A 14,861-nucleotide genomic window follows, 5' to 3' on the forward strand; every position below is an offset into this window, starting at 1 on the left:
CCCGTGGCAGGCCCGGCGCCGGATGAGGCGCAGCGCGCCCGCTTCGAAGCCGTCTGCACCGAAAGCCTTGCCTATGGCGCGCCGATTTGTGCCTGCCTCGCCGGTACAGCGGCCAGCCGCTTCGATGCCGAAGCCTATAGCTTCCTGATCGACAGCATGGCGGGCGAGCCGGTGCGCGAACGCATGCAGGCTGCGGGGCTGAATTCCAGCCGTCAGGGCGCGATTACCCGTTTTGTCGCGGAAACCGCCCTCTCCTGCCAGCCTGAAAGCTGATTGCGCCGCCCGGCGGCGCAGCCGATAGTCCTCCATCACGAGGCGGGATGAACCCGCCCGTTCCGGGAGGCTTCTTACATGACACCTGTTGCAATCGCCGGCCTTTACATAGGCCTCAACCTGCTCGTGCTATTGGCGCTCGCCTGGAACGTGATCTCTGGCCGCCGGTCAAGCGGGGTGGGTCTGGGCGATGGGGGCAACGAATCCCTCACCCGGCGCATCCGGGTCCACGCGAACGCGACCGAATGGGTGCCGGGCATGCTGATCGGGCTTCTGGCCCTCGCCCTGCTCGATGCCAACCCGTACGTGCTCCATGCACTGGGCGCGACCCTCACCCTCGCCCGGATCGCCCATGCGATCGGCCTCACCGGGAGTTCCGGTGTCAGCACTGGGCGCATGATCGGGGCCCTGCTTACCCTCATCGTCTATCTGGCCGGTGCCATCGCCTTGCTGTGGTATGCGCTGACCTGACCGGGGCCGGGTCATTGCCGGGCAGGGCCTGCCCGGCTATAGCCCGTATCCATGACCCAGCACGCCAAGACTGAACCCGCCTCGCCCGCCAGCGGACCCGATCCGCAGGCCCTGCTGCCGCTTGCAGAGAGCCTTCTCAAACGCGCCATGGCGGCCGGCGCGGACGCCGCCGAGGTGATCCTGGGCGAATCGCGCTCGCTGGAAGTGTCGGTACGCGAAGGCGCTCTGGAGGATGTCGAGCGCTCCGAAGGGCGCAGCGCCGGCCTTCGCGTCTTCATCGGCAAGCGCATGGCGGGCACCAGCTTTTCAGACCTCACCGATGAGGGGGCGGGCCTCGCCGTTGAACGCGCCATCGCCATGGCGCGCGTGGCTCCCGAAGACCCCTATTGCGGCCTCGTCGAGCCGGGCGAACTGGCCCGCACCCGTCCGCATATCGATCTCTACGAGGACATGGACTGGAACGCCGCCACGCTGGAGGCCGAAGCGCTCGAGATGGAGGCTGCTGCGCGCGCTGTCGACGGCGTCGCCATGGTCGCAAGCTCCGGCGCCAGCCTGTCAGCCAGCGCCGCCGTCATGGTTGCCTCGAACGGGTTTACCGGCATGAAGCGCGGCTCGATGGCTGCACGGGGCATCGCAGCCGTCGCGAAATCCGGCGAGAGCATGGAGCGCGATTACGATCAACATTCCATGCGCCAGCGTGCAGCCTTGCGCTCACCGGCGGAGCTGGGGCGATCTGCGGGCATGCGCTCTGTCGAACGGCTCGGCGCGGAAAAGATGCGTTCCGGCAAGATGCCGGTCGTATTTGACGAGCGGGTTTCCACCACCTTCATCGGCGCTCTTCTGTGCGCGATTTCCGGTCCGGCGATTGCGCGCGGCACCTCCTTCCTGCGTGACAGGAATGGCGAGCGGCTCTTTGCCGAAGGCATCGACATCATCGAGGACCCGCTAAAGCCCTGGGGCCATGGCAGCCGCGCCTTTGACGGTGAAGGCGTTGCAACGCGCCCCCGCGCCATCATCGAAGACGGGGTGCTGACCGGCTGGCTGCTCAATTCTGCCAGCGCGCGGCAGCTCGGACTGCCCCTGACCGGCCATGCGAGCGCCGATCCGGGCGGTCCTCCGGGCGTCAGCGTCTCCAACCTGCACCTGGCTCCGGGAGACGCCTCGCGCGAGGATCTCATCGCCGATGCAGGCAACGGGCTTCTGGTGACCGAAATGTTCGGCGCCTCGCTCAATGCCAATACCGGCGACTGGTCGGTCGGTGTGGCCGGGCGGCGCATCGAGAATGGCAAGCTGACGGGCGCGATCAGCGAAAGCACGGTCGCCGGCAACATGGTGGATATCTTCGCCCGCCTGGTGCCCGGCAATGATCTGGAGTTCTCCGGGCGGATCAACGCGCCAAGCGTGCTTGTGGACGCGCTTTCCGTTGGCGGACGCTAGGGCCGATCTCGATCTTCTGACCGGCGCGGCGCGCGATGCGGGCCATCTCGTGATGGACTATTTCGGCGAGGGTTCCCGGCTGAAACACTGGGAAAAACGCCCCGGCGACCCGGTCAGCGCGGCTGACATGGCCGCTGACGCCTTCCTTAAAGACGTGCTTCTGACCGCCCGGCCCGATTATGGCTGGCTGTCGGAGGAGAGCCGCGCAGAACCCGGCGCTTCAGCCTGCACCTTCGTGGTCGACCCTATCGACGGCACGCGCGCCTTCATCAAGGGCCGTACCGATTTTTGTGTATCGCTCGCGGTCGTGCGTGCCGGTGTTCCGGTAGCGGCGGCCCTCTTCGCGCCGGCGCGCGGCGAGTTCTATTCGGCAGTGCTCGGAGAGGGCGCGCAATGCAATGGCGAAGCGCTTCGCCCGTCAGCACAGGCCAGCATTTCCGGCGCACGCCTGCTGGGCGATGCTGGCCGGCTGACGGATCTGAGGGCGCTCGGCGCCGAGACCATTCATATCAATTCGGTGGCGCTCAGACTGGCGCTGACGGCCAGTGGCGCGGCTGACGGGCTCGTTGCCGTCCGCCCGAAAAACGACTGGGACCTGGCTGCAGGCCACCTGATCGTGACCGAGGCTGGCGGTCGCATCAGTTCGGCCAGCGGCGTGGTGCCGTCCTATGACGGTCCCGCCCACTGCCAGCCAGCGCCCATCGCCGCTGGTCCGGCCCTTCATGCTTTGCTATTGGAGCGGCTTGCCCGCATGACAGAGGAATCATCATGAGCCAGCAGCTTCTCCATCTCGTGATCGGCGGCGAGCTGACCGAGGTTCGTCCCGACGTCCACGAGTTCAAGAACCTGAACGCCGTCGAGTTCGTCGGTGCCTTCCCCGACTATGAAAGCGCCCGCATGGCGTGGAAAGCTGCCGCGCAGAACACGGTGGACAATGCCCACATGCGCTATTTCATCATCCACGCCCACAAGCTCCTCGATCCCGCCAATGGCGGGCCGCAAGGCTAGAGGGCCGGAACGCTGAGCGATCCCGCCCTTCCGGTAAAGGCCGGCCCGCAAAAGGCCGGTACGCTGGCCCTTGCCGGACGGCTGTTTGCAGGCTGGATCGCCCCGCGCTGGCCCCTGCTTCTGTTGGGCCTAGCCCTTTCGGCCATTACCGCGATTTCGGTCAGCGGCTATGCCGTGGTCGTCCGGGAAATGACGGCGCTGATGGAATTGCGTGATGCACGCGTGATCTGGCTGGCCCCGGCCATCGTCCTGCCGCTGGTCCTGATCCGCAGCCTGACGCTCTACTGGCAGACGCTCGCCACAAACCGGCTCGCGCTCGGGGTCATGCGCGATCTGCAGACTGCCATGTATGCGCGCCTGATGGAGGCAGACTTTTCCCGTCTGCAGGGCGAGGGCGCGGGCTCGCTGGTCTCGCGCTTCACCAATGACATCACCACCTTGCGCGAAAGCCTGGTACGCGCTGCCAACAACCTCACCCGCGACACGCTGCAGGTGATTGGCGGGGTGGCCGTCATGCTCTGGCTGGACTGGGTGCTGACCCTGATCCTGCTGGGTGTACTGCCGCTGGCAGGCGCACCCGTCCTGCGGCTCGGCGCCATCATCCGCAAACGCTCGCTCAGCGTGATGAGCCAGATGGGCAATGTCACCAGCTTCCTTGAGGAGACCTTGAGCGGCGCCCGCCTCATCAAGACCTTCTCGCTGGAAAACTATGCCCGCGACCGTTCGCGCAGCGCCTTTCAGGAACGCTTCCAGCTCCTGCAGGCCATGGTGCGCGACCGCTCCAAGATCGAACCGCTGATGGAAGTGGCCGGCGGTCTCGCGCTCGCGGGCATCTTTGCCGTGGCAGGCTGGCGCATGGCCAGCGGTGACAGCGATATCGGCCGGTTCCTCGGCGTCATCACGGCGCTTCTGATCGTCAGCCCGGCCTTGCGCGCGCTCGGTTCGCTCGCCGGTGCCATTCAGGAAGGCATGGGGGTTCTCGAACGCGTCTTTGCGCTTCTCGACGAAGACCCCCGCCTTGTCGAGACAGCAGGCGCGAAACCTCTGAAGCTGAAAGGCGGCGCCGTCACATTCAGGGACGTGCATTTCGCCTACGGGCCGGAAGCGCCCGCCTTGCGCGGTGTGTCCCTCACTGTCCCGGCCGGAAAGACCGTGGCGCTGGTCGGCCCGTCAGGGTCCGGCAAGACCAGCGCCCTGAACCTCATCGCCCGCCTCTACGATCCGCAATCGGGCCGGGTGGAGATCGACGGCCAGGACATTGCCGGGGCGACGCTCGCCAGCGTGCGCGGCGCCCTCGCCCTGGTCAGCCAGGACACCACCCTGTTTGACGACACGCTCGAGGCCAATATCGGATTCGGCTCGCTCGATGCTGACCGCGACGCGATCATCGCCGCTGCAAAGGCCGCCGACGCCCACGATTTCATCATGGGCCTGCCGGGCGGGTATGCGTTCCGGGCCGGGCCACGCGGCAACCAGCTTTCCGGCGGCCAGCGCCAGCGCATCGCCATAGCCCGCGCGCTTCTCAAGGACGCGCCTCTGCTCTTGCTTGATGAAGCGACGTCTGCGCTGGATTCCCAGTCGGAAGAGCGCGTACAGGCCGCCCTTGACCGGCTCAGCGCCGGACGCACCACGCTTGTCATCGCCCACCGGCTCTTCACCGTGCGCAATGCAGACTGGATCTATGTGATGAAGGATGGCGCCGTGGTGGAAGAAGGCCGTCACGACGAGCTGGTGGAAAAAGGCGGGCTTTATGCCGAGCTCTGCCGCATCCAGTTCAGCGATACAGGTCAGGCTACGTAAAGCGTCTGCTCGTCCGCATCCGAGCGCAGCCAGGCTTCGGCCTCCGCAACCGACTCAAACACGAATGCCTCGTGCCCCGTCGCCGACAAAGCCCGGCGCCAGATGCGCGCATAGGCACAGTCCAGCTCGCGCGCGGTGATGGCGATCCGGCTGGGCGGCATCTGACGTCCGCACGATTCTGCAAGCTCGATTGCCGTGACGCTTTCCAGCGCCGCATAGGCCTTCACCACGTCGAACAATATCTTGCGCGAGGGCTGGCCGAGATAGAATTTCAGGAATTCGGGCGTGCTGTTCGCAAAGGTCACATCATCGCGTGCGCCAGCGACGGCAATAATCACAATAGAGCGGTCGGGGCTCAATGATATGTGGTGCCGGCCCATTTGCCCTCCCATCTGGAGAGAAAGCTTAACCGCACATAAGTTAACGTGAGGTGGCCATACTTTACCGGCCTATTCCCGGCGCAAGACCCGCTCAGTAAGGATCGAGCCCCACCAGCTCGCCATGAAGCCGTCATGGCAGGCCTGCCGGTCATACTCGGTGCGCACCCAGGTCAGGAACTCGATCGGCTCGCGCGCATTGCGCTCAATATAGAGCTGGAAGAAATGGTCCAGCATGCCGGTCTTGCCCTGCTTCACATGCCCGTATTTCAGGGACAGGTGGGAGAGCGCGTCTTCCACCGGCCAGCCTTCGTGCAAGATGAGATAGAGCACCGCCACGATGCCGGCCCGGTCAGAGCCGGACTTGCAGTGCATGAAGGCGGGATATTCGATCGTATCGAAGACCTCGATCAGGCGCTCGATACGCTCCACGTAAGGTGCCTCGCGTGAGCCCCAGCCCAGATCAATGACCGTGATGCCGTGCTTTTTCGCGGCCCAGTGCTCCAGATCGTAATAGGCCTTGCCCGGCTGCACCCCGCGCAGGTTCAGTATCGTCCTGAAGCCCTGCTCTGCCAGCCAGGCGATGCGGTCAGGGTCCGGCTGATTGCCGCGCCACATCTGGCCGGCGACATGGCGGTGATTGCGAAAGGCCCGGCGCAGCACGCCATGATCGTCCCACATCAGGCTGGAGCGGGCTCGGGCCAGTTGGGCCGGATCATCAAAATTGGCTGTCATGGCGCCGGACTTAATCGCTGCGGGCAAGGTGCGCAACAACACTTCCTGCTTGACGCGGGGCGGCGCTCTGGCCAGCAACGGGGCATGGCCCGATCGATCCTGAGCTACACACCTGTCCAGATGGCGCTTGGCGCGCTGATGGGCGGCTATATGGCCCTTGTCCAGCACACCACGCGCTGGGAAGTTCGCCGCGCCGACGCGATGCGCGCGATTGCGGCTGAAGGCAAGGGTGCGATTGGCGCCTTCTGGCATGGCCGTCTGCTCATGAGCATCGCGCTCTGGCCGAAACGTACCCAGCAGACCGCCATTCTGGTTTCCCGCTCGGTCGATGGAGACATCATCGCGCGCGCCGCTGCGCACCATAAGGTGCTCGGCATTCGCGGCTCGACCCGCAAGCGTCGCCGCGATGGCAGCCTCGACGACAAGGGCGCGATGAGCGCCTACCGCGCCATGGTCCGCCATCTGGAAGAAGATGGCGTCATGGCCATCACGCCCGATGGTCCCAAGGGACCGCGCATGCGCGTGACACCCGGCGCGATACGCCTGGCCGAAGCGACCGGTGTACCGATCCTCGCAGTGACCTGGTCGATCCGGGCGCGCAAGGTGTTCAATTCCTGGGACCGGTTTGTCCTGCCCTTCCCGTTTTCGCGCGGCGTCATCATCTGGAGCGAGCCCTATTTCCTGCCCGAGAAGGCAAGCGCCCAAGACCGTGAAGCGGCCCGTCTCTGGCTTGAAGAGACCCTGATCACGCTGACCCGCGAGGCCGATCTGGCGTGCGGGGTAGAGCCGGTCGAACCGGCACCCCCTGCCGGGGCGCGCAGCGCATGAAGAAGCTGCCGCCTGCCCTTGGTGCCTACCGCGCACTGACCGGTCTTGCCGCACCGCTGGCGCCGTCAGTGCTGGCGGGCCGTGCGCGCCGGGGCAAGGAGGATGCGGGCCGCATGGCTGAGCGCCTCGGCCATGCCTCCGTCGCACGCCCGGACGGTGCGCTGGTGTGGATTCATGGTGCGAGTGTGGGCGAAAGCCGCGTGGCCCTGACGCTTGCCAGTTCGCTGCTGGCTGCCCGCCCAGACCTCAGCGTGCTGATGACTTCAGGCACGGTAACGTCCGCCGCGCTCATCGCACGCGAAGCACCACCAGGCATCATCCACCAGTTCGTGCCCGCCGATACGCCCGGTGCCGCGCGCCGCTTCATGGCGCACTGGAAGCCGGACCTCGGCGTGTTTGTGGAAAGCGAGCTGTGGCCCAACCTCATCATCGAGGCCCGCCGGTCCGGAGCGCGCCTCGCGCTCGTCAATGCCCGCATGAACGAAGCGTCCTTGCGCCGCTGGCAGCGCTGGAAGCAATCGGGCAAGGCGCTTATGGGCTGCTTCGACTGGATCAGTCCTGCGGACGGGCGAACTGCGCACGGCCTTGCCGGCCTGCTGGACCGCAAACTTGCGGTTGCCGGTAATCTCAAGCTGGAAATCCTGCCGCCCATGCCCACGCGCGACGCGCTGGATGCGGCCCGCACGATCCTGAACGGGCGCAAAGTGTGGGTGGCGGCGAGCACGCATGCGGGCGAGGAGGAGATCGTCCTTCAGGCCCACAAGGAACTTCTGGCCAGCCATCCCGATGCCCTGCTGATCCTGGTGCCACGCCATCCCGACCGCGCCGCAGAGATAACCGCGCTGGTCGAAGGCGCGGGCCTCGGCCTCGCGCGCCGCTCCGCCCGCGAGGCACCAAGGCACGACATTCCTGTATGGCTTGCCGACACGCTGGGCGAGATGTCGCTCTGGTTTGCACTGTCCCGCGTTGCGCTGATAGCGGGCAGTTTGAAACCCGGCATTGGCGGGCATAACCCGATAGAGGCGACGCGCCTCGGCTGCCAGGTCGTGTCGGGGCCTTACCGTGACAGCTTTTCCGACGTCTATGACGCCTATGAACAGCATGGCGCCGTTGTGACCGTGAGCGACGCCACCGCGCTCGCCACAGCCGTCCGCGCACAATGGGAGGGCGCCGGCATTGCCCCGGATGCCGGCGAGACCGCGCTCGATGCGCTGACCGGCAATGTGCTGGAGATGACCACACAAAAGCTGGTATCGCTGCTCACAAAGCCTGTGGAGACACGCTGATGCGCCCCCCTGCCTTCTGGAACGACAAGGCCGGCCGCTCCTCCGGCGCGATCACGCGCGCCCTGCTTTCCCCGCTGGGCTGGGCCTATGCGGCAGCGGCTGCCTCGCGCATTGCCCGCACTACCCCGACAATGGCCGGGATACCGGTGATCTGTGTCGGCAATCTCACGCTGGGCGGCACCGGCAAGACACCCGTCAGCGCGGCGCTTCTCGCCATGCTGGACGATATGGGCGCCAAGCCCTTTGCTCTCTCTCGCGGTTGGGGGGGGAACCTGAAAGGACCAATTCAGGTGGATGCCGAAAGGCACACGGCGGACGAGGTCGGCGACGAGCCCTTGCTGCTGGCGCGCAGCGCACCGGCGATCATATCCGCAGACCGCCCTGCCGGGGCAGAGCTTGCAAGGAAGAGCGGCGCGGGCATCGTCGTGATGGATGACGGCCACCAGAACCCGACCCTCTACAAGGATTTCAGCTTTGTTGTGGTGGACGGGGAAACCGGCTGGGGACCGGGCACGATCTTCCCGGCAGGTCCGTTGCGCGAGCCGGTAGCCACTGGTCTTGCCCGCGCCAACGCCGTCATCGTGATGATGCCCGATGGCGAGGCTGAGCCCGACCTCGCGCGGTTGAAGCTCGACACGCTGGAAATCCCCGTCTTCAGGGCCTGGCTAGCGCCAACGGCCCCGGTGCCCCAAGGCCGGCTGCTCGCCTTTGCCGGCATTGGCCGCCCGCAGAAATTCTTTGACGGCCTCAAGGCCGCTGGCGGCGATCTGGCCGATGCGATCCAGTTTCCCGATCATCACCGGTTTACCGCGGCTGATCTGCGCCGCCTTGCCGATCTGGCCCAGAGCTGGGATGCCCGGCTGATAACTACCACCAAGGATCATGTCCGCCTGCCAGCCGATATGCGCGCAAACGTGCTCGACTGGCCGGTGCAGGCGGTATTTGCCGATACGGCCCGGATCAGGGATTGTCTGCAAGAGGTCTTGTCAAAGGCAGGAAGCGCTTAGTGTCGATTTTGCAGGCAGTGGGCTGGCGCGCCGAAGCGCTGGGCTGGGATGGCTATCAGGGCCTGATGCGCGCCATGAGCGTGGAGCGCGCCAGCGATATGGGCGCGGCCATTGGCGGGCGGCTGGGGCCGAAGCTGGGTCCGCACCGTGTCGCCCGGCGCAACATGGAGCTGATCTTCCCCGATGCCAGCCCGCGTGAGATCGACGCGCTTCTGACCGGCATGTGGGACAATATCGGCCGCCTTCTGGGCGAGTTTCCGAACCTGCACCGCATGGATTTGAAGGCCACCGGCGAATCCATCCGCCTCGAAGGGCGTGATGTCATCGACGAGCTGGCAGCCAGGGGCGACCCGGTCGTCTTTGTCGGCGGGCATTTTGCCAACTGGGAAGTGCTGGCGGGCGTGCTCGCCAACGCCATGCCGAAATGCCGGATGACCTACCGCCATGCCAACAACCCGCTGATCGACCGCCGGATCGTCAACCAGCGCGCCGCCTACGGGGTCGAGATTTTCGCGCCGAAAGGCGAGGCCGGTGCGAAGGAGGCGCTCAAGGCCCTGCAGACCGGGCACTCGGTGGCGCTGATGAACGATCAGAAGATGAATGACGGCGTCGAGGCGCCCTTCTTCGGCCTGCCGGCGATGACAGCCTCTGGCCCTGCGCGCATGGCCCTGAAATACGATGCGCCTCTGGTTCCGATGTCGGTCGTGCGCCGCCATGGCGCGAACTTCACAGTGAAGGTCTACGAGCCCCTGCCCCGGCCGCAAGCCACAGACCGGACGCAAGCGGTGCTGGAAATGGTCACCAGCGTGAACCGCTTCATCGAGGCGCGGCTTCTGGAAACGCCGGCCCAGTGGTTCTGGGTGCATCGGCGCTTTGCCAAGGACGTCTACCGCAAGGTTTCCGGCTGAACCGCCAGCACCGCCATCGGGTCGACATTCCGCCCGTGCCAGCGCATGCGCCAGTCCAGATGCGCGCCGGTTGACCGTCCGGTCGAACCGACCAGGCCGATAACCTGACCCTGTTCCACGTAATCGCCCTCGGCGACGCTGACCTCCGACAGGTGCATGAACACGCCGTTGAAGCCCTGGCCGTGATCGATGAAGATCAGCCCGCCTTCGAAATACATGTCGTCATCGGCAAGCGTCACAATGCCCGCCGCAGGCACCAGAACCGGCGTACCAGACGGCACGGCAATATCGATCCCGTAATGCGGGCGGCGCGGTTCACCATTATAGAAGCGCTGGGCGCCATAGGGGCTGGAGATACGCCCTTCGGCCGGCCAGACAAAGCCTTGTGAAAATCCGTTGCCGCTCCAGCGCGAGGCATGGGCCTGACCCTTGCGGACCGTCTCGGCACGGATGCGCTCAAGCACTTCCGGCGGCGGGCTGACCATGGCGGGCGGCAGGCCGTCTATGCGCTGTATGTCGTATTCGAGCGGGGTCACGGCGTATTCGGCGTCATGCACAATCTCGCCGCCGATGCGCACCTGCAGGCGCGTCTGCGCGGGCGCATCGCGGTCATGGCCGAGAATGACCCACCCATCGCCATCGGCGCGGGTCTGGACGTCGTCAAGAATGACGACGGCCTCAGGCGCCGTGCGGCAGATCAGGACCCCGCCCTGGCGGTGCTCGCCTTCACAGGCAATCGCAGTCACGGAAGCGGTCTGGAGGATGATACCGGCCAGCAGCGCAATCATGTCGTCATCCCCGGCTGGGAGTGAATATCAAGCCAGCGGCGCGTCGCAGCTTCGGCGTCCTTGAAGGCTTCCTGCAATTCAGAACTCCAGTAGCGCAACTGGCCCAGCGGTATCTGCTCACCCGTCACCGCGCACACCACATAGGCGCCCGGCTCCAGTATCATGAAGTCGGCATCGCCGTATTCCAGCTTGGCCTCGCCGGTGAAATCACGCTCGAACCGGTTCATACCCGCTCCCTGCTCTCTTATTCGTGCCCGTGCCGGTATCTATCACGGACGCTGCGCTGCATCAAAGCGGGCAAGTCTGCCTTGACCCGACTGTGGGCAACGCCATCTGATAGCGGCACTGCCTTCCTTCCTTTCCTCCTCGCAGGACAATCCCATGACCAATGCTGCCGCCCTCTTCCAGCCCTTCAAGCTGGGCTCACTCTCCCTTGCCAACCGGATCGTGATGGCGCCGATGACGCGCTCCTTTTCTCCGGGCGGCGTGCCGGGGGATGATGTGGTGGCGTATTACCGGCGCCGCGCGGAAAACGCCGTCGGCCTGATCATCACCGAAGGCACCACGATCGACCGGCCGGGCGCCAGCTTCGATCCCGCCGTGCCGAACTTCCACACGCCGGAATCGCTGGCCGGCTGGAAGAAGGTCGTCGACGCCGTGCATGCAGCCGGCGGCAAGATTGCGCCCCAGCTATGGCATGTGGGCCTTGCCCGCCGCCCCGGCACCGGGCCGCACCCGGAAGCCCCCTCCGACAGCCCGTCCGGCATCCTGCCCAATGGCAAGACCATTGGCGAGCCGATGACCGAGGAGGAGATCGCCGATACCATTCACGCCTTCGCCAAAGGCGCGAAGGCCGCCGTGGAGATCGGTTTTGATGCCATCGAACTGCACAGCGCGCACGGCTATCTGATCGACCAGTTCTTCTGGGAAGGCCTGAACAAGCGCACGGACCGGTTCGGCGGAGACCTGAAAGGCAGGATCACCTTTGCCGAGGAAATCATCCGCGCGGTGCGCGCCGAAATGCCCGCCGCCATGCCGCTCATCCTGCGTTATTCGCAGTGGAAGCAGCAGGACTACACGGCGCGCCTCGCCGAAACGCCGCAGGAGCTGGAAACCTTCCTGGCTCCGCTGGGCGATGCCGGCGTCGACATCTTCCACGCCTCGACGCGCCGCTTCTGGATCCCGGAGTTCGAGGGGTCTGATCTGAACCTTGCAGGCTGGACGAAAAAGCTCACCGGCAAGCCGGTCATCACCGTCGGCTCTGTCGGCCTGAACTCCGACTTCCTCGGCGCCTTCATGGGTGAAGGCTCGCCGGCAGCCTCGCTCGATGGACTGCTCAAGCGCTTTGAAGCAGGCGAGTTCGATCTTGTCGCCATCGGCCGGGCCCTGCTCTCCGATCCGCAATGGGCGGCAAAGGTGCGTGACGGCCGCTTTGACGAGCTGGCTGATTTTTCGGCTGAAGCGCTCAAGGAGCTGGTGTAGGCATCACGGGAACTCAAAAACTACAGGGGAGAGAGGCCATGAGCCTTCTGGACAAATACGCCGCGCGCATCGGCGAGACGGTGACATCGGACTGGTTCACGGTGGATCAGGCCCGCGTGAACGCGTTTGCCGACGTGACGCTGGATCATCAGTTCATTCACGTCGATCCGGAACGTGCCGCGAAGGAAACCCCGTTCGGCGGACCGATCGCGCACGGCTTCCTGACCCTCTCCATGCTCTCCCACTTTGCTGAATCCACGCTTCCGCCGATGCCCGACAAGGTGATCGGCATCAATTACGGCTTCGACAAGGTGCGCTTCCTCTCGCCCGTTCCTGTGGGCGCGCGCATCCGGGGCAGCTTCACGCTCGCCCGCGCGGAAGAGCGCAAGCCCGGCCAGATCCAGCTTGTCCAGAATTGCTCGGTGGAAATCGAAGGCCATTCAACGCCCGCCCTTGCTGCCGAGTGGCTGAGTCTCGTCGTCTACGGCTGACGCCTCGCAGAGCAGCTTGCATAGACCCTATGGTGTGTTATGCACTGTTGCATTGCAGCAGAGGCTCAAGCACGCCTTGTCAAACGCCATACCCGATTGCCCGTTTCCCATTGGCGGCACGCCGTTGTCGCGATGGTCCCTGACGGTAAACGGACTGGCGCATGACATCTGCCTCAAGGAAGAGCGCCACAACGCCTTCGGCTCAATCAAGGACCGGGTGGCCTGGTATATTCTTTCGCGCTCGATCCAGGACGACAGTGCACGCCGCGCAGCCCGTGAAGCTGGCGTAGTTGACGCCTCATCGGGCAATTACGGTTACGCGCTCGCCTCGATCGGGCAGGCGCAAGGCCTGAAAGTCACCATCGTCACCTCTGCCTCCATCAGCCGGTTCAATGCAGAAGGTATCCGCAAGGCGGGCGCGGAACTGGTGGTTGCCGAGGCACTGCCCGGCGAGTCTTCCAATCATGCCCGCATGCGCGTCGCTGCCGAAATCGCACAGCGCGACGGCCTGCTCTTCCTCGACCAGTACCGCAATCCGATGAACCCGGAGTGCCATGCCCGGTGGACGGCACCGGAAGTGCTGGACGGCGAACGCTTTGACGCCGTTCTGGTAGCCGCCTCTTCAGGTGGCACCGCGCGCGGGTTTGCCGATTATCTCGACGCCAGCCGAAGCGAGACCCGGCTGGTCCTGGTGGAGCCGGAAGGGTCGAGGGCGTTCGTCCGGCCAGAGACGGACACGACACCCCCGCTCACCATCCCCGGCTATGGCAGCGGACGGCAATCAACCTTTGCCGAACCCGCACATCTGCCCGGTGTCGTGCGCATTTCCGATGTGCAGGTGCTGGCCGCTACCGTCCATTTGAAGGACCGGGGCTTCCCGCCTATCGGCCTTTCCAGCATGGGTGTTGTCCTGGGCGCGGTTGAATGGCTTCAAAGGGCCAGCCGGCCCATGCGCGTCGTTTGCATCTGCGCTGATGGAGCCGAACGCTATGAGGGCGAGATGAACAGCCGGTATCTCGCAGGTCACGACGCTGATCAGCTCGCCCGCGCCGGATCAGAGATAGCTGCCCGGCTGGAAAGCCTGACGTCCCTCTCCACCTGATCGCAGGTGCGCCTAGCGCAGGAAGGGCAGGAGCGAGACCTGGCTCATGTCGGAAAAGACCAGCGCCGAGACCTGTACCGCGGACTGGGCCTGAGTGAGGCGTGTTGCCGCCTCCGCCATGTCCACTTCCTCCAGACCGGCGATCATCTCGGTCAGGTAGTCGGAGCGCTGCTTGTTGGAAAGCTGGGCCGTCTCCAGCCGCGCCTGCAAGGAGCCGTTTGTGCCCTGAGCAGATGAGATCTCGTCAAAGACACGGATCACATTGGCGATTTCGGTTGAGAGGAAAGTCTGCTGCGCATCGGTAACCGTGCCGTCGAACGGCCCGTTCGGACCGGCGTCAAAATCGGCGATGCGCTCGAAAATGCCCATCAGCTCCCGGCCGAGATCGCTGGCGAGGAAGCCCGTGACGACCGTGGTGTTTTCCTCCACCCGGCCTGTCTGGGCGGTGTCCGAATTGGCGAAGAGATCATCAAGACTGGCCGCTGCCTGAAGGTCGGCAATGGAATTGGCCGTGAAGGGCACTGCATCGGTGCGCGTGCCGCCAAACAGATAGGAGCCGTTGAACTGGGTGTTAAGCGCAGACGTAAACCGGCCGAAAGCCGCCTCTATGTCTTCCATCAGGAAGGTCGCGTCATTCGTGGTCAGCGACAGGCGAAGATCCTGCACCGCTTCTGACATCTCGCCCAGAGCCAGATCCTGCACTTCGAGCCGGCTCGCCAGCCGCTGGCTGGCTTCGACAAAATTGTCAGAGCGTGTCAGCGCGCCGCGCGCAAACAGGATCGTTTCGGCCTGATTGCCATAGCCTTTCAGGTCAGGCGCCTTAAGCCCGGTAGAAACCTGCTGGCCGGATTCATAGAGCTCGCGCTGG

18 protein-coding genes are annotated in these 14,861 nt (G+C 65.1%); 13 read left to right on the forward strand and 5 right to left on the reverse strand.

Annotated features, from left to right (window positions below):
- From ACTS2Z_RS03810 to ACTS2Z_RS03835, 6 genes are all read left to right on the forward strand, one after another.
- Positions 1–273: hypothetical protein (locus ACTS2Z_RS03810; RefSeq protein ID WP_442571902.1), on the forward strand; the 273-nt coding region annotated here is incomplete at its 5' end.
- 78 nt (positions 274–351) lie between these two features.
- Positions 352–744: an MAPEG family protein gene (locus ACTS2Z_RS03815; protein WP_442571903.1), complete on the forward strand. Its 393-nt coding sequence runs from the start codon at positions 352–354 to the stop codon at positions 742–744.
- A gap of 51 nt (positions 745–795) precedes the next feature.
- Positions 796–2,181, forward strand: a complete 1,386-nt coding sequence (locus ACTS2Z_RS03820) for a TldD/PmbA family protein (RefSeq protein WP_442571904.1) — start codon at positions 796–798, stop codon at positions 2,179–2,181.
- Positions 2,168–2,953 carry an inositol monophosphatase family protein gene (locus ACTS2Z_RS03825; protein WP_442571905.1) on the forward strand — a complete coding sequence of 262 codons (786 nt, stop codon included), beginning with the start codon at positions 2,168–2,170 and terminating at the stop codon, positions 2,951–2,953. Before ACTS2Z_RS03820 ends, ACTS2Z_RS03825 begins: the two co-directional genes overlap by 14 nt.
- Positions 2,950–3,189, forward strand: coding sequence for a DUF4170 domain-containing protein (locus ACTS2Z_RS03830; RefSeq protein WP_442571906.1), 240 nt, complete (start codon positions 2,950–2,952; stop codon positions 3,187–3,189). The genes ACTS2Z_RS03825 and ACTS2Z_RS03830 overlap by 4 nt, the downstream gene beginning before the upstream one ends.
- A gap of 123 nt (positions 3,190–3,312) precedes the next feature.
- Positions 3,313–4,989: an ABC transporter ATP-binding protein gene (locus ACTS2Z_RS03835; protein ID WP_442571907.1), complete on the forward strand. Its 1,677-nt coding sequence runs from the start codon at positions 3,313–3,315 to the stop codon at positions 4,987–4,989.
- Here the strand turns inward: ACTS2Z_RS03835 and ACTS2Z_RS03840 are convergent.
- The gene (locus ACTS2Z_RS03840; RefSeq protein ID WP_442571908.1) at positions 4,977–5,327 is read right to left on the reverse strand and encodes a hypothetical protein; all 351 of its coding nucleotides are present in this window, start codon (positions 5,325–5,327) and stop codon (positions 4,977–4,979) included. The genes ACTS2Z_RS03835 and ACTS2Z_RS03840 overlap by 13 nt on opposite strands.
- Before the next feature lie 111 nt (positions 5,328–5,438).
- Positions 5,439–6,101 carry a fused DSP-PTPase phosphatase/NAD kinase-like protein gene (locus ACTS2Z_RS03845; protein WP_442571909.1) on the reverse strand — a complete coding sequence of 221 codons (663 nt, stop codon included), beginning with the start codon at positions 6,099–6,101 and terminating at the stop codon, positions 5,439–5,441.
- Positions 6,102–6,185: 84 nt separating this feature from the next.
- On the opposite strand from ACTS2Z_RS03845, the gene ACTS2Z_RS03850 reads away from it, so the two are divergent.
- Genes ACTS2Z_RS03850 through ACTS2Z_RS03865 form a run of 4 tightly spaced genes read left to right on the forward strand, consistent with a single transcriptional unit; the run spans position 6,186 to position 10,130 of the window.
- On the forward strand, positions 6,186–6,929 hold the full coding sequence (locus tag ACTS2Z_RS03850) for a lysophospholipid acyltransferase family protein (RefSeq protein WP_442571910.1): 744 nt from the start codon (positions 6,186–6,188) through the stop codon (positions 6,927–6,929).
- A complete protein-coding gene (locus ACTS2Z_RS03855; RefSeq protein ID WP_442571911.1) occupies positions 6,926–8,215 on the forward strand; it encodes a 3-deoxy-D-manno-octulosonic acid transferase in 1,290 nt (429 codons plus the stop codon). The genes ACTS2Z_RS03850 and ACTS2Z_RS03855 overlap by 4 nt, the downstream gene beginning before the upstream one ends.
- On the forward strand, positions 8,215–9,222 hold the full coding sequence (lpxK, locus tag ACTS2Z_RS03860; protein WP_442571912.1) for a tetraacyldisaccharide 4'-kinase: 1,008 nt from the start codon (positions 8,215–8,217) through the stop codon (positions 9,220–9,222). Before ACTS2Z_RS03855 ends, lpxK begins: the two co-directional genes overlap by 1 nt.
- A complete protein-coding gene (locus ACTS2Z_RS03865) occupies positions 9,222–10,130 on the forward strand; it encodes a lysophospholipid acyltransferase family protein (protein ID WP_442571913.1) in 909 nt (302 codons plus the stop codon). Before lpxK ends, ACTS2Z_RS03865 begins: the two co-directional genes overlap by 1 nt.
- Here ACTS2Z_RS03865 and ACTS2Z_RS03870 read toward each other — a convergent pair.
- Together ACTS2Z_RS03870 and ACTS2Z_RS03875 are read right to left on the reverse strand one after the other, a co-directional pair.
- Positions 10,109–10,918 (reverse strand): M23 family metallopeptidase, encoded by an 810-nt coding sequence (locus tag ACTS2Z_RS03870; RefSeq protein WP_442571914.1) that lies wholly within the window; start codon positions 10,916–10,918, stop codon positions 10,109–10,111. The genes ACTS2Z_RS03865 and ACTS2Z_RS03870 overlap by 22 nt on opposite strands.
- A complete protein-coding gene (locus tag ACTS2Z_RS03875; RefSeq protein WP_442571915.1) occupies positions 10,915–11,145 on the reverse strand; it encodes a DUF2093 domain-containing protein in 231 nt (76 codons plus the stop codon). Before ACTS2Z_RS03875 ends, ACTS2Z_RS03870 begins: the two co-directional genes overlap by 4 nt.
- A gap of 154 nt (positions 11,146–11,299) precedes the next feature.
- On the opposite strand from ACTS2Z_RS03875, the gene ACTS2Z_RS03880 reads away from it, so the two are divergent.
- Genes ACTS2Z_RS03880 through ACTS2Z_RS03890 form a run of 3 tightly spaced genes read left to right on the forward strand, consistent with a single transcriptional unit; the run spans position 11,300 to position 13,993 of the window.
- Entirely contained in the window at positions 11,300–12,400 is a 1,101-nt protein-coding gene (locus tag ACTS2Z_RS03880; RefSeq protein ID WP_442571916.1) for an NADH:flavin oxidoreductase, read from the forward strand.
- 38 nt (positions 12,401–12,438) lie between these two features.
- Positions 12,439–12,891 carry a MaoC family dehydratase gene (locus ACTS2Z_RS03885; protein WP_442571917.1) on the forward strand — a complete coding sequence of 151 codons (453 nt, stop codon included), beginning with the start codon at positions 12,439–12,441 and terminating at the stop codon, positions 12,889–12,891.
- Between the two features lie 34 nt (positions 12,892–12,925).
- On the forward strand, positions 12,926–13,993 hold the full coding sequence (locus tag ACTS2Z_RS03890; RefSeq protein ID WP_442571918.1) for a pyridoxal-phosphate dependent enzyme: 1,068 nt from the start codon (positions 12,926–12,928) through the stop codon (positions 13,991–13,993).
- Positions 13,994–14,005: 12 nt separating this feature from the next.
- Here the strand turns inward: ACTS2Z_RS03890 and ACTS2Z_RS03895 are convergent.
- On the reverse strand, positions 14,006–14,861 hold an 856-nt coding region (locus ACTS2Z_RS03895; protein WP_442571919.1), incomplete at its 5' end, for a flagellin.

It is taken from the genome of Glycocaulis sp., assembly GCF_052168375.1.
GTDB lineage: Bacteria > Pseudomonadota > Alphaproteobacteria > Caulobacterales > Maricaulaceae > Glycocaulis.

What these genes read in the sequence shown, in the direction of transcription:
- ACTS2Z_RS03820 (WP_442571904.1), top strand. Translation starts at nt 796, where the DNA reads ATGACCCAGCACGCCAAGACTGAACCCGCCTCGCCCGCCAGCGGACCC.
- ACTS2Z_RS03830 (WP_442571906.1), top strand. Translation starts at nt 2,950, where the DNA reads ATGAGCCAGCAGCTTCTCCATCTCGTGATCGGCGGCGAGCTGACCGAG.
- ACTS2Z_RS03880 (WP_442571916.1), top strand. Translation starts at nt 11,300, where the DNA reads ATGACCAATGCTGCCGCCCTCTTCCAGCCCTTCAAGCTGGGCTCACTC.
- lpxK (WP_442571912.1), top strand. Translation starts at nt 8,215, where the DNA reads ATGCGCCCCCCTGCCTTCTGGAACGACAAGGCCGGCCGCTCCTCCGGC.
- ACTS2Z_RS03875 (WP_442571915.1), bottom strand. Translation starts at nt 11,145, where the DNA reads ATGAACCGGTTCGAGCGTGATTTCACCGGCGAGGCCAAGCTGGAATAC.
- ACTS2Z_RS03885 (WP_442571917.1), top strand. Translation starts at nt 12,439, where the DNA reads ATGAGCCTTCTGGACAAATACGCCGCGCGCATCGGCGAGACGGTGACA.
- ACTS2Z_RS03855 (WP_442571911.1), top strand. Translation starts at nt 6,926, where the DNA reads ATGAAGAAGCTGCCGCCTGCCCTTGGTGCCTACCGCGCACTGACCGGT.
- ACTS2Z_RS03850 (WP_442571910.1), top strand. Translation starts at nt 6,186, where the DNA reads ATGGCCCGATCGATCCTGAGCTACACACCTGTCCAGATGGCGCTTGGC.
- ACTS2Z_RS03845 (WP_442571909.1), bottom strand. Translation starts at nt 6,101, where the DNA reads ATGACAGCCAATTTTGATGATCCGGCCCAACTGGCCCGAGCCCGCTCC.
- ACTS2Z_RS03815 (WP_442571903.1), top strand. Translation starts at nt 352, where the DNA reads ATGACACCTGTTGCAATCGCCGGCCTTTACATAGGCCTCAACCTGCTC.
- ACTS2Z_RS03870 (WP_442571914.1), bottom strand. Translation starts at nt 10,918, where the DNA reads ATGATTGCGCTGCTGGCCGGTATCATCCTCCAGACCGCTTCCGTGACT.